Here is a 14,675-nt window from a genome sequence, read left to right as displayed (position 1 = left end):
TTTGAAGCGGAGATTAAGATCTCGCTTTGATTTTACAGCAGTATTTAGCAATTCCGGCGCGAATCAAAAATCTGAATTCAATAATTAAACTTATGTCGAACGGTTACTACGGTCCATACCAAAGCCGACTATTAAATTTTATATCGAAACAGTCCCGCCAAGTCGCTGACAATTGCGATCGAAGTTGGCGTCAAATTAAAGAAGCAACTCTCACGGCTACCCAAATTCTGCTTTATCCAGTTTATTTGCTGGTGCAAAGTTCCCGAATGCTGGGCAGACAGTTGCGGGAATCAAGTCAAAAAGTAGATTTACCGGAACTACAAGAATTTGGCGGTGACGAAAATCCCGATTTGCCACAAAATTGGTATCAGGGCGAAACTTCTGAGGAAAGTTCGATCGCCGAAATATTCCACCTCGCAGAAAAGTTACTAAACTCGTCGCAAACTGCGAAAACTTTAGCCAGCTTCCCGCTGTTAATCGATCGGGGAGATACTGCTAACAATTTACATCCAGCAATCAAGCTTAGCGGACAAACCGCAAAGCATCAAATAACTACTTCAGTTTTAGAACAGCCGCTTGCTAAAACTCAATTAAACACCACGCCCGCAATTGGGGACCAAGCGAAAGTTCAGGGAATCGCGAGTTTTATCCCAGCCCGCACTTTAGTATTGGTAGGAAGAGAAAATCAGATATTAGATATTTTGACACCCGAACAGCAGGAAATGCTAGAAGGTCGCATAACTTGGGAAATTGCCAACTCCGGGCTCCGGCGGCGGGAAATTGCCCAAAAAGAATTAAAATTTAATCTCGGTTTGGAGTCGGCGGCAAAAAAAGCGCAGTTGCCGCCGGTGCGTCGTTTTTGGGAATTGATGGCTTGGGTTCAGACGAGTCCGGTTGCTCTCAAAAGAAATCAGTTTGGAGAATCAATCCTCGCGGTTAAAAAGGCGATCGACCGCAATTCAATCCTAGCAGAACAAGCCAGCGCGTCATTCACATCAAAACCCGCACAGGAGTCGCTGGCGGCGTCAAATTCGATCGACCGGAATACCCCAAAACAAGAAACTAATTTTAACAGCAAGTTCGATCGTGGAATCAGCAATCCTCTCTCCTTTGTTACATTACTCGATCGCGCCGCCGTCAACCTCGAAGAATTTACCCTACCGCCATCGGCAAAAACAACCGCCACAACAACAGAAACCACCGGAGTAAAAATTAATACATCCGGCACAGAAGCCAAGTTAGATTTGTCCGCCCGCGACATCCTCGAAAAATACGCTCGAAACATCGAAGAAATTATTTGGTCGTCAGTAGACCACCTCCTAGGCAAAGAAACAGCAGCAAGTGATAATACGGAGAAAGCAGTCGCTATTCAGTATTCTTTGAAACAGCGACAACAAGAAAACACCCAAAAAAGCCCAGAGGTCGATCGACCGTGGCTGAACTGGCAAGACTTATTCGGGGAAGCAGCACCCGGGCATTTAATCGATGGAAGTTCCGAACCTCAGGCAGCAGCTCAAAGCCATGTAGCACAAGTGAGCCCAAAAGTCAAACAGGAAAGGGCAGAATTAGGAGAAGTGGCAGAAGGTCGATCGATCCCAGTATCAATATCCCCTTACCCCGAAGCAATTCACCGCCTGCTCGCCCAGCTAAAACAGAGCTTGCTCACAAAAGTGCGCTCAAGTCAACCCCAACCAGCACCAAATTCAGCACTTACTCAAAAAAATAGCTCTGCACTCACAGCAGAATCAACCTGTCAGCGGCGCGCGCCGGAAACCCAAGTGCCAAAAAACACCAACCCGACCACCGCAAAAAACAGCCAATCCCCAGCAGCAATCACCGCGCCAACCAGCAGATACACGGCCGGACAGCCAAAAAACCAGAGCCCAGGCGTCCCACCAGAGGGCGACTGCTTAGAAACAAAAGCAGAATCGATGGGATACATTAAGCACCCGCTAGAACAAGTGCTCGAATGGCTCGATCGAGTCATGCTGCAGCTAGAAAACATCGCGGAGCAACTCTGGAATTGGGCAAAAAGCAACTTGCCAAAAATCCTCAACAACAAAGAGAAAATTGACTAATCTTTAGCTTATGATAAAAAAGTTGCGGCAACAGCAACAAATCAGCTCAGTATTAGGCCATCTTTGGAGATTCCCACAGTGCTAACCCTCAAAATCGTAGTTAATGTAGTTGTTTTATTTTTTGTTTCCCTGTTTATATTTGGATTTTTGTCCAATGACCCAGCTCGGAACCCCAACCGCAGAGACATGGAATAAACAAGTTATCTCGGCCACTGGCTGGGGGCACGCCACTGCAGCCCTCCAGCCAGCCCCCCAACCCACAAAAATTAGTTGAACAAAACTTGACCTCGCACCATCCGCGAGGTTATCTTGTGGCGGAAGCAAGTTCAGAAACAGCCATATTCCGGCGCGCCAAAGCCAGTGCAAATTTCAGAGGTCAGATTAATTGCTAAACAGTTGCCTTTTAGATGCAAAATTTTCAATAACTTGCACCCTATAAAATCTAAAATCTAAAATCTAAAATCGGATGACTTACCTGTTGTAACTATGCCCTATCCGGTACCGCCGCCAGAACCCCCTGCCATCATCTACATCGCCAAGCCAAAAAAAGTGGCCCTCACTGTGGCGGCCGGCGATGGAGATAGCCGCAGCAACCCCGCAGAAATACCGGAACCAAGCCCAGATATCGTTCAGCCAGAACCCGCACCAGCCCAAGCAGAACGCGCAGCCCCACTCCTCGGCACCACCCCAGCCACGGATCGGCCTCCAGAAATCGCCGACCCCCTAGCGTCCGTAGAAAGCGGCGATGCAGTGGTGGGATTTCAGCGTCGGGTTCCTGTCAGAGAACCCGAAACAACAGCACTTCAGCAAGATTCCTCGTTTACGACTTACCAGTTGGGTTCAGTAGAAAATGCCATTGCCGTTCGGAATCGGGAACGAACCGCAGAGGCGCAGAGAAAACAAGAGAGAAATCTGGTCGGAAAGCAGGAAAGTTGGTATCAGGCCCAAGGCCGGCAGTTAGAAGATAACTCTCCCGAACCACAGGATATTCCAGTTCCCGAACCGCCGGAACCAGCACCCAGCGGGCAACAGGAGTTCGAGATTCCCACACCAGGAACCACCCCCGCACCCACAACCCCCCCTGCCCCGACACCGAAACCTAAACCAGCCGCGCCGCCGGGAGTCCGCACCCCGCCTTCTGGGCGGACAGTGCCTTTTCCAGTGAGTCCGGCCGATACTATCGAAGTTAAGGCCGACAGCCAAGAATTCGACGACAAGCAGCAAATTGTGACGGCGGTTGGTAATGTCGTTGTCCGGTTCCGGCAAACTGTGATTGATGCCGATCGGGCGATCGTCAACTTAGTCACCCGCCAAGTGGTAGCATCCGGCAATGTCGCCTATACCCGCGGCCAACAAGTAGTGCGCGGCCAGCAGATGGAGTTCAATCTCGGCCTCAACGCCGGCGCCGTCGAACAAGCAAGCGGCGAAATTTTCTTGCCCGCAGCAGGTAGCGAATTGACGCCCACACTGCCGACGGATATCAGTGCGGGGACGATTCTCGAACAGCCGCTGAGCGATCGAATTACCAGCCAGCAGCCCCTGCGCGGAGTCAAATCCCCCGGAGCTGCTACAGTGACTATTGGCGGCGGCGGACAGCTAACAGCCCCCCAAGTAGTCGGCGCCGTCAACCGCGTCCGCTTTGAAGCAGAACGCATCGAACTGCTGCCAGACGGCGCGAGGGTAGCAACCAACATTCGGCTTACTAACGACCCGTTTTCCCCCCCGGAATTTGAATACAGGGCCCGGAGGGCGACGATTAGAAGGATTTCGCCCACGGCTGAGGAATTGGTCACAACTAAACCCCGCTTGGTGTTCGACAACCGGGTCAAAATACCCGTGTATCCCCGCAGGCAAGTGTTTGACAGCAGGCAGCAGAACGGCCCGTGTTTGAACTTTGGTTACGACGGGGGCGACCGCGGCGGTTTGTTCGCCGAGTGCGGTTTTGAGGTGTTGCAAAACGGGCCGGTGCGGCTGACTCTGACACCCCAAATTTACCTTCAGCGGGTTGTGGAAAAGCACGGCGGCAATCCGTTTTCTCCCGACAGTTACGGGCTGAAAGCGAGGTTGGGGGCTAGTCTGGGCCCGCGCACCAGGCTCGATGGCTCGGCAATCTTTCTGAGTTTGGAAGATTTCCCGAATTTGCCGGAAAACAGCTTTCGGGGCAATTTGCGCCTGCGCCAGGCGATCGGCACTCACTCTCTGGCTGCAGAATACAGTTACCGCGATCGGCTGTTTAACGGTTCTTTGGGCTATCAAACCGTGCAGAGCAGCCTCGGGGCAATCCTCACTTCCCCAGTCATCCCACTCTCTGGCACTGGCATCAATCTCAGCTACCAAGCTGGGTATCAATTTATCAATGCTGACACCGATCGACTAGACTTGCTCGAACCAGTGCGGGAAAACAACCGCATCGATCTCGGCCGTGCCCAAGTCAGCGTCGCCTTGAGCCGCGGCTTCAACCTGTGGCAGGGCGAACCCCTGCCCCGGACTCCCACCCAGGGTTTGAGGTATACGCGGACGCCGGTGGTTCCTTTCGTGCAACTGGCCTTGGGAGTCCGGGGAGTTGGCACTTCTTACAGCAGCGGCGACCGACAAAATTCGATCGCCCCCAGCGTCGGCATTCAAGGGCAGTTCGGTCATTTCTCCCGCCCTTTCCTCGATTACACTGGGTTTAACGTGACTTATACCCAGGTGGGGCGGGACGGTATATCTCCGTTTTTATTCGATCGCTTAGTAGATTTGAGAGTCCTGTCTTTTGGACTTGTCCAGCAAGTTTACGGAGGCTTTCGAGTCGGATTTCAAAGTGCTATTAATTTAGAAAGCGGGGAAGCAATCAGTACGAATTATACTTTAGAATACAGCCGCCGCAGCTACGCAATTATTTTGCGTTTTAATCCTGAACGTCAAGTCGGCAGCCTGACTTTTAGAATTAGCGACTTCAACTGGAATGGCACTCCCCAACCTTTTTCCGGGGACGTGCGAACTGTAGAAGGAGGCGTGCGTTTATCCGATTAATTCAATTGGCTAATTCGGCATTGGTCATTGGCCCGCGCAGGGAATTGGTAATTGGTAATTGGGTAATTGGAACCAAAGACAACAGTCAACAGACAACAGTCAACAGTCAACAGTCAACAGACAACAGATAACAGTCAACAGTCAACAGACAACAAATGACAGAAGTGACGGCAATATCTGCACAAGCAGCGGCTCTGCTGGTTCACTACGGTTTTGACCTAGGTGGCAAAAAAGCCGAGAAATTGGCGGGTGAATGGCTGACCAAGTATCCCGGCTATTGGCTGCGTTTAGCAGTGGTTGAAGCACTTTATCAAGGGCGCTACAAGGCTGTTTCTGTGGGACAGCTATTGAGTATGTGGCACCGGATAGGTGAACCTCTCTATCATTTCAATCGCGAGTTTGAACGCTTGGTCTGCAACAATTTTCCTCAAAATTTAACCTTGAACAGTGGCGATCGAGTGCCGCAGGAGGATATACTTTTATCGAACCCGGAATCACAAGCCGGTATAGCCGAGTTAGATTTGCTGGCGCCGTCAGAGGCGCAACTTGATCGGGCGCTTCAGGCAGAAGTCCCGAACAAAGAGGCCGAGGAAACAGAAAAATTGCCTGCAGCCGATGATGCCACAAAAGAAAATACAGAAGTTGTAGTTTATGAAGATTTGGCTGTTACCGCCCTGGCCGATCGAGCCGAAGCCGATCGAGCCGAAGCCGATCGCAAATTAGCGGACAAACCTGTGGCTATATCATTCCCAGTTGTCAAACATACAGATTTTCACACCAAGTTAAAAGCCATTGCCCGAGAAGGCCGAAGAAAGAAGGGAGAAAGCAGAAATAAGGTATAAACTTGGGGAACTAGATAGTTATTTGTCAGTTTTCATTTTTGGCACTTCCTCCCATCCGAATTTCCGAACAAAAAGAGGCTTGTTCCGTACCGTTAGCTTGCTTAACAACGCTAGTCCGCAGCCGCAGGTTGGGCATGAGATACCACAGCCTTTCTTCCGCATGGAGGGTGTCTGATTCTGTAATTAATGTCAGCACGTCGTCGCCCATCACGTAGCGAGTGTTACCCTTGTCTTGAAACACTTTGCCAACGCTTGGATTGTCGGGATTAGGTAAGACCGCGAGTATTGTAGAACCGATTTGTTTAGCTTGGTTGCGATCGGGAATACCTTCCCAAGTAATCCGAACGCCCTTTAGCCCAGTTGAGGCCGGGTCAATCGAGTGTTCTTGGCAAAGTTTGACGACCGCTGCATCGCCCGAGGTCAGTATTTCTATGTTGAGGTCAGATTTACCTGCCTGCAATTCCCCTGAATTGAGATTGTGTACGGTGCGCTGGGAAAACCATTTGCCTGCACTTAACTCGAAAAACTCGATAACATCCATGAAATTTGTCTCTAAAGTCAATATTGCTTTATTTGCGATCGTGACTTGCGCGCTATGGAGTCAGAAACCCGGTTTCTTCCTACGTACCTAGCGGTCAAACCAATGATTTTGTCTAGAAACCCGGTTTAAGAGTGCAAGTCCTTTTCTATATTTTAGAGGAAGGGGGCGCCCCTGCAAAGCTTTCTGAGAGCTTTGGGTGAAGCAGATTGCAGATAAGGTTGAGGTAAGAAACCGCACGCCTTGGGATATCTGCATCGCGGATGCGACGGAATTGACAGAAAATTAGAGCATCCAGAATCGTGTTTCGTTAAAAAAGTCTTCCACATCAAATAAAATTACGATACCTGAAAATTTTTACCTTGACTGTGTTTATCTCTCGACAATCATTACCCTAGCTACGGGCTAGGTTAAGAAAAACAACGATATATCTCAGCTTTTGTCGCTCAATCGGTAAATTGGGCGTTGCTGAGTTGAATTATATTGGCGGCGATTTATTGTCATCGCACTCCTGGAAAATTCTCTTTCGCAGACTCAGACTCAAAAACCACCAATTCATCGAACAATCACCAAACCGAGGGCAGGAACCCGTAGCAGATAGCATTCAAATATGTCATGCTAAGTCAAGAGAAAAAATTCTCGATCGGGTTTCCGGCAGGGTAGAGCTAGCGATCGCATACATTTAAAAAAGACATCCGTAAATTTATGAGCGAGTTTACACAAGGGCTGGATAAAATGCAGCGCCCAGAACAGACGGACTGCCTGGGAATCGGGCCCCATCAGCTAGCAGCGACTTCAGACTCAGAGAAATTATACAGCTTACTAACAGATTACAATTTTATTGAAGCCAAGCTGTCAGCATCGGGAGTACAGGCGCTAATAGAAGATTACGATTTAGCAACAAATCCGGATATTATTACCTCAGGCCAAAAAGCCGACCCACTCAAATTAATTCAAGAAGCAATTCGGCTGTCTGCCCACATACTAGCCAAAGACAAAACCCAACTAGCCACCCAACTAATTGCCCGCTTAATGTGCTTTGAAAGTCCAGAAATTCAAGCACTGCTAGCACAAGCAAAACACCCAAAAACCCCCTGGCTGCTACCGCTAACGCCCAGCTTTACTCCTCCAGGCGGGAGATTGCTGCGCACCATCACCGGACATACAGATTGGGTACAAGCTGTAGCAATCACCCCCGACGGCAAGCGGGCAATTTCTGCGTCCTCCGACCACACTCTCAAAGTTTGGCATTTAGAAAAAGGAGAAGAACTTTCAACTCTCACAGGTCATCTTACCTACGTCAATGCTGTAGCTGTCACACCCGACGGCACCAAAATAATTTCCGGTTCTTGGGACAATACTATTAAAATTTGGGATTTAGAAACAGGAACAGAAATATTGACATTTGCAGGCGAGACTTTTGCGGTAGAAGCAGTAGCAGTAACTCCCGACGGCAAGCGAGTAATTTCTGGTTCTTGGGATGGCAGCATAAAAGTTTGGGATTTGTCAACAGGGGCAGTAATTTTTAACTTCAAAAGTCATACCAGTTTTGTCCAGTCCGTAGCAGTAACTCCTGATAGCAAGCGGTTGATTTCCGGGTCAGGTGACAATAGCATTAAAGTCTGGAACCTAGAAACGGGAAAAGAACTTTTTACTCTCACCGGTCATGCAGACTGGGTAAAAAGTGTAGCAGTTACTCCCGACGGCGAAGAAATAATTTCCGGCAGTTACGACGGAACTGTTCAAGCCTGGAGTTTGTCAGAAAGAAAGCAACTTTTCACTTTAGGAAAACACGGCAGTTTCGTTCAAGCTGTGGCAGTCAGTCCCGACGGCAAACGAGTAATTTCGGCGGCAGGCGACAAAACGCTGAAAGTTTGGAATCTGGAAACAAAAGAAGAACTTTTCACTTTTACCAATCACATCGCCCCAGTGAATGCTGTGGCTGTTACCCCGGACGGCCAGCGGATAGTTTCTGGTTCCTCTGACAAAACTCTCAAAATTTGGCGCTTAGAAATAGGCAAAGAAAATTTATCATTTGCAGGTCACGATGACTGGGTAAATGCTGTAGCAGTGACGGCGGACGGTAGTAAAGCGATTTCCGGTTCTGCTGACAACAGCATTAAAGTCTGGAATCTCAAAAACGGACAGGAAATTTTTACTATTGAGGGACATCAAGAAGGGGTAAAAGCGATCGCAACAACAGCGAATAGCCAGCGATTAATTTCGGGTGCAGGCGACAACACTGTGAAAGTTTGGAATCTAGAAACCGGAAAGGAAATCTTTACTTTCACTGGTCATACGGACTGGGTAAATTCGGTGGCAGTGACTGCGGACGGAACAATGGCGATTTCGGGTTCGGCAGACACAAATATTAAAATTTGGAGTTTAGAAACAGGAGAGGAACTTTTTACTTTTTCAGGTCATGAGGACGGGATAAAAGCTGTGACAGTTACTCCCGACAGCAAGCGGATTATTTCGGCTTCCGCGGACAAAACTCTGAAAGTTTGGAGTTTGGCTCAAGAAAAGAATATTTTGGCAAATCTCTGGAATTTAGGCGCCAAAAATCTACTTTTTACCCTCAAAGGTCATGAGAGTTTTGTGAATGCTGTGGCAGTTACGGCGGATGGCAAATGGGCGATTTCCGGCGGGCGGGAAAACACTCTGAAAGTTTGGAATTTGTCAAGTAGAAAAGAAGTTTTTACTTTGGCAGGTCATGGCGATACGGTAACATCTGTGGCGACTGTGGGAAATAGGGTGATTTCTGTTTCCGATGACAATACTCTCAAAGTTTGGGATTTGTTGAGTCGAAAAGTAGTTGCTAGTTTCAGGGGAGATAGTGCGTTGAAAGCTTGCGCTATTGCACCGGATGGGGTGACAATTGTGGCGGGGGAAGCTTCGGGACAGGTGCATTTTTTGAGGTTAGAAGAGGGGGAATAGTCATTAGTGATTAGTCATTGGTCATTAGTTCAGTTATGTAGGGTGCGCGCCGCTTCTCAAGAAACCGCGTTGTTTACCCGGTTGCAGGCTACAAGGAATTAAACGCCTGCAAAAATCGGGTTTCTGAAGCCGGAGTGCGTCCAAGACTGATGTAGAGCGATCGGGCGATCGCTGTTTTCCCCGTCTAGTTTACAATTGTTCCGGGTCAATTCCCATCGCTCGCAGTCTTTCTGCGAGCACAGCAGCCCGCTGTTCGGCTTGTTGGGCCCGCTGTTCGGCTTCTTCGACCCGCTGTTCGGCTTGTTGGGCCCGCTGTTCGGCTTGTTCCAACCTGCGAGAAACCTCCTCATAACTTGCAAACGGTTCGCCGTCAGGGCGATAAATTTGCAACTCTTCACCCGACAAATCAAAGCGAATTCCCAGTCGGGGGCTGACCCAATTTTCCATCGCATCAATTACGTCCAAACGCCCCTGTGAACGCATCCAACCGCTGAAATCGTTGCGGTCCGGGTCGTACAGGTAATATTCCTCCACCCCGTGGCGATCGTAAAATACCTGTTTTTTATTCATTTCTGTTAGCCTGTTACCGGGAGAAAGAATTTCAAACACCACTTGCGGCGCGATATTTTCTTCTTCCCACTGCTTGTAAGAGCCCCTATCTCCTTTGGGTCTGCCGAAGATTACCATCACATCCGGACCAACGCGAATCTTGTTATCTCCTTCGACGGGATACCACAGCAAATCGCCCGCGACAAATACATTTGGGTCATCGGCAAAAAGCCACGCTAAATTTTGTTGGATGATGAGTATCCAGCGAAATTGTTTAGTATTGTCTGCCATGGGTAGACCGTCGCTGTCGGGGTAAATTACATCAGGTTTTTGAGGGGATTTGAGTTGAGTTACCATAACTGTTGTCCGGGGTTAGGGACTGTTGAATTTAATTTTAGCTGTTTCGGAAACGTAAAAAGTGCGATTCTCTGCGGGATAGCTACGCCGCGCCTGCTTTTTCATTCAACCGAAAACACCCCAATTTCTAAGTTAATTCGTCTGGGTTAATTCCCATTTCCCGCAACCGTTCCACCAAAATCTGCCCTCGGCGGCGTTCCTCTTCTAAAACAGTTTCTGCAAGTTCGGCCCGCTGACGTTCTTCTGCTAAAGCAGTTTCTGCAAGTTCGGCCCGCTGGCGTTCTTCTGCTAAAGCGGTTTCTGCAAGTTCGGCCCGCTGGCGTTCTTCCTCTAACAGTTGACAAATCTCAACGTAGGAAAAAAACCTCGTTCCATCCGGTCGATAAATTTGCAATTGAGAACCCGATAAATCAAAGCGAATTCCCAATCGAGGACTCGCCCAATTTTCCATTAATGCGATCGCATCTAACCCGTCTTCTGCCCGCAGCCACCCTCTGAGTTGGTTGTTGCTAGGATTGTAAATGTAATATTCTTCAACTCCGTGGCGATCGTAAAATAGCAATTTCTTGTCCATTTCATCCTGCGTGTTGCCAGGAGAGAGAATTTCAAACACAACTTGCGGCGCAATTCCTGACTCATTCCACTGCTGGTAAGAACCGCGTCTCCCTTTCGGCCTGCCGAACGCAACCATCATATCGGGCGCGTTAACAATATTCGGTCTTCCCTCGATTGGATACCAAAACAAATCACCAGCTACGAATACATTCTCGTCATTAGCATACATCCATTCTAAATTTTGTTCGATGACAATAATCCAGCGAAATTGGTCAGTATTATTGGCTATTGGTTTGCCGTCGCTGTCGGGGTAAATAACTTCTTGCAGAGTAGGGGATGGGATTTGATTTACCATAACAGTTGTCCGCGGTGAAAGACTGTTGAATTTAATTTTAGCAGTTGGGGAAGTAGTCAGAAGTGCGATTAAGAGCGGGATAGCTACGCTTCACGACTTCTCAATACAAAAGCCTATTCCTCTTTCTCCTTAGCCTCTCTCTTCTCCAACTCTGCGCCCTCTGCGCCCTCTGCGGTTCATTAAAAAAAAATCTCACTCAGCAGCGAAAATAGGGCAGACACCGCCCGCCCTACAAAACTACTTCCTCTGCAACTTCACCCCGCGAATCGAATAATCCAAAAGCTCGATCGGGTGCATTAAAGTAACATCCTTACCCTGCAACTCCAAATGCTTCTTAATTTGCAAAGAACAACCCGGATTAGAAGAAGCAATCAACTCCGCCCCAGTATTCAGCAAATTCTCCACCTTTTGCACACCCAATTCATCAGCCACCTCCGGCTGAAGCATATTGTAAACCCCCGCACTCCCGCAGCACAAAGCCGCATCAATCGGTTCTTTTAACTTCACCCCAGGGATTTGTTGCAGCAACTGACGCGGCTGCAAACTAATCTTTTGCCCGTGCAACAAATGACAAGCATCCTGATAAACAATTGTCAAATCTCCATCAATCAAAGGATTGAGTTTTGCCGTAATTCCCGCACTTGCCAAAAACTCTTGCACGTCCTTAACATTAGCAGCAAATTTCTCAGCTTTCTCCCGATATTGCGGGTCATCTGCTAAAATATGACCGTATTCTTTCAAAGTATGACCGCACCCAGCAGCGTTGATAATCACAAAATCAACACCCGTATTTTCAAAGCTATCAATCATTTGCCTCGCCAAAGCTTTCGCCTGTTGGGCTTGGCCTTGGTGTTCCGGCAAAGCAGCACAGCATCCCTGACTTTTAGGAACCACAACCTCGCAACCGTTAGCCGTCAAAACACGCACAGTAGCCTCATTAACTGGCGAAAATAACAGCCGCTGCACGCAGCCTAAAATCACGCCAACTCGATAGCGTTTTTCACCTATTGCCGGAATTACCTCTGGTAAGTTATCCCGGAAAGAATCAACTGTTACCTTCGGCAAAATTGATTCCATCGCCGCCAAGCGGGGAAATACTTTTTTCAGCAAACCTGTTTGGCGGACAAGTTTTGGCAGTCCTAATTTTTGATAAATAAACAGCGGTACAAGCAAAGGCCGCAATCTGTGGGGATAAGGGAAGAGATTAAAAATCAGAGTACGAATTACCTTGTCAGAAAAAGTGCGTTCCTGATTTCTGGCCACTTGGTGGCGAGTTGCGGAAATTAATTTATCGTATTGAACTCCAGACGGACAAGTTGTAACGCAGGCCAAACAGCCCAAACAAGTATCGAAATGCTGCGAGGTTGCTGCGTTTAAAGGTGCGTCGCCTTCATTAATTGCATCCATTAAATAAATGCGGCCTCTGGGCGAATCCATTTCTTTGCCGAGTACGCGATAACTCGGACAAGTTGACAAGCAAAATCCGCAGTGTACGCAAGTATCGATTAATTTCGGATCCGGCGGATTGGTAGCGTCGAAACCCGGGATTTCCAGGGTTTGTAAGTGGGGATTTTGTGCTAAGAAATTGCTTTCTTTAGCAGGTTTTAAATCGTCGCTGGGAACTTGAGATTTTTCTGAAGTTTGCATATATGGCAGAAAGAAGAGGGAAGAGGGAAGTTCGGCAAAGGATTCTGTAACGGATGTAACGGATGTCAGGAAGAAGGAAGAAGAAAAAAGGATTTAGTTATCTAGCAAAGAAGTCAGAAGCAATCGATTGCTTATATTTCAGCAATTAAGAAAAAAACTTCCTAACAGTCAGGCGCGGTTGCTATGCTTAGCCAGCCTAAATCCATCAAGCAAACAAAAACTTCTCTTCATTTCTCTTTCTTCGCGGTCTAGCGCTAACGCGCCGCTTCGCTAACGCGCCTTTGCGGTTCATTATAAAACAAATCTAGTTAACAAATGATTTAGACCGGGATTGCAAGAAAGACCCAACTCCTGACTATAAACTTTAAACTAAATACCGCTTATAAAACGATGGGGACTCAAAAGATTTTCCGGGTCAAACTGCTGTTTTATCCGGCGCATTAAATCGATCGCACTTCCATTATAGCCCCAAACATCTAACTGTTGCTTAATGTCAGCCGGGGCTGCTAAAACAGTCAGAAAACCGCCTTTAGCTTCGCAGCCTCTGCGTACCTGCAACAACGTGTCCGCCGTCGCACTCTCAAACCGCAAAACCCCCAAACCGCTGCCTGCATGAATCAAAGCGTCCTGTACGGGCAAGTCGTTAATTGCGCTTACAGCTTCCGACGGTCGGATTCCTATTTTGCAAATAATTGCCGACTTTGTGCCAGAATCCCACATTGTTTCTGGCAATCTTTGCCATAACTGACGGTCCTCATTCTCGCAGCAGCTAGTGCCTTGCAAACCCAACTTTTCGCCAACTTCCAGTAAGCGGGCTGATTGTTGTTTAACACTTGGGGCGATACTTTGAAATCTGACGATTAATCCCGTGCCCTTTCCTAAGCCTAATTTTGCGACTAACTGCGGTGAGAGCAAATCGATCGCACTTGGTGTCAAAGCAGAGGATAATAAGATTTGAGCCGTTTGGGACAAAGCATTAACTTCCCCTGTCAGCACTACGGTTCCCGACGATTCAGGTAGGGGATAAACTCGGAAAGTTACTTGACTTATGACGCCCAATGTGCCGTAAGCACCAGTAAACAGTTTCATCAAGTCGTAACCGGCGACATTTTTAACAACTCGACCTCCGGCTACGGCAATTTTACCGTCCGATCGCACAAAGGTCATTCCCAGCAGCAAATCGCGAACCCCGCGATAGCGATGCCGCAAGGAACCCGCATCAGCAGTAGCGACAATGCCGCCCAAAGTTGCCTGTTGCGGATACGCCGGATCGATCGGCAAAAATTGACCTGCTGCGGCTAAAAGAAGCTGCAAATCGGCAAACTTCATTCCGGCTTCCGCAGTCACGGTTAAATCGCCCACAGCGTGTTCTACAAGCCGGTTCAGACGCGCGGTGCTCGCCGCCACGAGCCCCCCTGCCCCAGGGGGGTTGGCGGGGTCTAATTTAACTAAACCCCCCCAATCGAGTTTGCTGCCACTGCCACAAGGCAAGAGAGCACAGCGATTTTGCCCAGCCCAAGCAATCACCGCCGCCAGTTCTTCCTGAGTATTTGGGTAAACGGTACAATCTATTTTCGTGCCCGGGGCAACTGCTTTTTCTACTCGTTCTTGCCAAAATACCTCTGTGTGCTGTTGCAGACAGATGCCAGCAGTGCCGACAATACTTTCTAATTCTTGTGTGCTAACGTAATTTTCGGTAGAAAAAGATTTCATGAAGGTTATCAGACGCCCGGTAAAAAAAATTATCAAAACACAGCCTAAAACCATTAAATATTAATACGGGCCCGATATTCAAAACATGA

At 48.3% G+C, this 14,675-nt stretch carries 11 protein-coding genes; 6 read left to right on the top strand and 5 right to left on the bottom strand.

What is annotated here, in order from left to right:
• Window positions 1–92 precede the first annotated feature (92 nt).
• From QUB56_RS15405 to QUB56_RS15390, 4 genes are all read left to right on the top strand, one after another.
• Window positions 93–2,078 carry a hypothetical protein gene (locus QUB56_RS15405; RefSeq protein WP_332956209.1) on the top strand — a complete coding sequence of 662 codons (1,986 nt, stop codon included), beginning with the start codon at window positions 93–95 and terminating at the stop codon, window positions 2,076–2,078.
• 78 nt (window positions 2,079–2,156) lie between these two features.
• On the top strand, window positions 2,157–2,273 hold the full coding sequence (locus QUB56_RS15400; RefSeq protein WP_039887172.1) for a photosystem II reaction center protein I: 117 nt from the start codon (window positions 2,157–2,159) through the stop codon (window positions 2,271–2,273).
• Between the two features lie 291 nt (window positions 2,274–2,564).
• Window positions 2,565–5,093 (top strand): DUF3769 domain-containing protein, encoded by a 2,529-nt coding sequence (locus QUB56_RS15395; RefSeq protein ID WP_332956208.1) that lies wholly within the window; start codon window positions 2,565–2,567, stop codon window positions 5,091–5,093.
• A 155-nt stretch (window positions 5,094–5,248) separates the two neighbouring features.
• Window positions 5,249–5,935 (top strand): hypothetical protein, encoded by a 687-nt coding sequence (locus QUB56_RS15390; RefSeq protein ID WP_332956207.1) that lies wholly within the window; start codon window positions 5,249–5,251, stop codon window positions 5,933–5,935.
• Window positions 5,936–5,960: 25 nt separating this feature from the next.
• On the opposite strand, the gene QUB56_RS15385 is transcribed toward QUB56_RS15390, so the two are convergent.
• Complete coding sequence (locus QUB56_RS15385) at window positions 5,961–6,476, bottom strand: phycobiliprotein lyase (protein ID WP_332956206.1); 516 nt, start codon at window positions 6,474–6,476, stop codon at window positions 5,961–5,963.
• A gap of 455 nt (window positions 6,477–6,931) precedes the next feature.
• On the opposite strand from QUB56_RS15385, the gene QUB56_RS15380 reads away from it, so the two are divergent.
• Together QUB56_RS15380 and QUB56_RS15375 are read left to right on the top strand one after the other, a co-directional pair.
• Window positions 6,932–7,159: a hypothetical protein gene (locus QUB56_RS15380; protein ID WP_332956205.1), complete on the top strand. Its 228-nt coding sequence runs from the start codon at window positions 6,932–6,934 to the stop codon at window positions 7,157–7,159.
• A gap of 19 nt (window positions 7,160–7,178) precedes the next feature.
• Window positions 7,179–9,410 (top strand): WD40 domain-containing protein, encoded by a 2,232-nt coding sequence (locus tag QUB56_RS15375; protein ID WP_332956204.1) that lies wholly within the window; start codon window positions 7,179–7,181, stop codon window positions 9,408–9,410.
• A gap of 189 nt (window positions 9,411–9,599) precedes the next feature.
• Here QUB56_RS15375 and QUB56_RS15370 read toward each other — a convergent pair whose 3' ends face one another.
• The 4 genes from QUB56_RS15370 to QUB56_RS15355 form a co-directional block, all read right to left on the bottom strand.
• The gene (locus tag QUB56_RS15370; protein WP_332956202.1) at window positions 9,600–10,316 is read right to left on the bottom strand and encodes a Uma2 family endonuclease; all 717 of its coding nucleotides are present in this window, start codon (window positions 10,314–10,316) and stop codon (window positions 9,600–9,602) included.
• A 127-nt stretch (window positions 10,317–10,443) separates the two neighbouring features.
• Window positions 10,444–11,226: a Uma2 family endonuclease gene (locus QUB56_RS15365; protein ID WP_332956200.1), complete on the bottom strand. Its 783-nt coding sequence runs from the start codon at window positions 11,224–11,226 to the stop codon at window positions 10,444–10,446.
• A gap of 237 nt (window positions 11,227–11,463) precedes the next feature.
• Window positions 11,464–12,873 (bottom strand): heterodisulfide reductase-related iron-sulfur binding cluster, encoded by a 1,410-nt coding sequence (locus tag QUB56_RS15360; RefSeq protein ID WP_332956199.1) that lies wholly within the window; start codon window positions 12,871–12,873, stop codon window positions 11,464–11,466.
• A gap of 369 nt (window positions 12,874–13,242) precedes the next feature.
• Window positions 13,243–14,586 carry an FAD-binding oxidoreductase gene (locus tag QUB56_RS15355; protein WP_332956198.1) on the bottom strand — a complete coding sequence of 448 codons (1,344 nt, stop codon included), beginning with the start codon at window positions 14,584–14,586 and terminating at the stop codon, window positions 13,243–13,245.
• Between the last annotated feature and the right edge of the window lie 89 nt (window positions 14,587–14,675).

The organism is Microcoleus sp. AR_TQ3_B6, from assembly GCF_036702785.1.
GTDB lineage: Bacteria > Cyanobacteriota > Cyanobacteriia > Cyanobacteriales > Microcoleaceae > Microcoleus.
The sequence above is the reverse complement of the archived record's forward strand: the minus strand, read 5'-3'. Positions and strand labels throughout refer to the sequence as shown.

Coding starts and splice junctions, on each gene's coding strand:
- QUB56_RS15370 (WP_332956202.1), bottom strand. CDS start 10,316: ATGGTAACTCAACTCAAATCCCCTCAAAAACCTGATGTAATTTACCCC.
- QUB56_RS15375 (WP_332956204.1), top strand. CDS start 7,179: ATGAGCGAGTTTACACAAGGGCTGGATAAAATGCAGCGCCCAGAACAG.
- QUB56_RS15390 (WP_332956207.1), top strand. CDS start 5,249: ATGACAGAAGTGACGGCAATATCTGCACAAGCAGCGGCTCTGCTGGTT.
- QUB56_RS15360 (WP_332956199.1), bottom strand. CDS start 12,873: ATGCAAACTTCAGAAAAATCTCAAGTTCCCAGCGACGATTTAAAACCT.
- QUB56_RS15355 (WP_332956198.1), bottom strand. CDS start 14,586: ATGAAATCTTTTTCTACCGAAAATTACGTTAGCACACAAGAATTAGAA.
- QUB56_RS15395 (WP_332956208.1), top strand. CDS start 2,565: ATGCCCTATCCGGTACCGCCGCCAGAACCCCCTGCCATCATCTACATC.
- QUB56_RS15365 (WP_332956200.1), bottom strand. CDS start 11,226: ATGGTAAATCAAATCCCATCCCCTACTCTGCAAGAAGTTATTTACCCC.
- QUB56_RS15405 (WP_332956209.1), top strand. CDS start 93: ATGTCGAACGGTTACTACGGTCCATACCAAAGCCGACTATTAAATTTT.
- QUB56_RS15385 (WP_332956206.1), bottom strand. CDS start 6,476: ATGGATGTTATCGAGTTTTTCGAGTTAAGTGCAGGCAAATGGTTTTCC.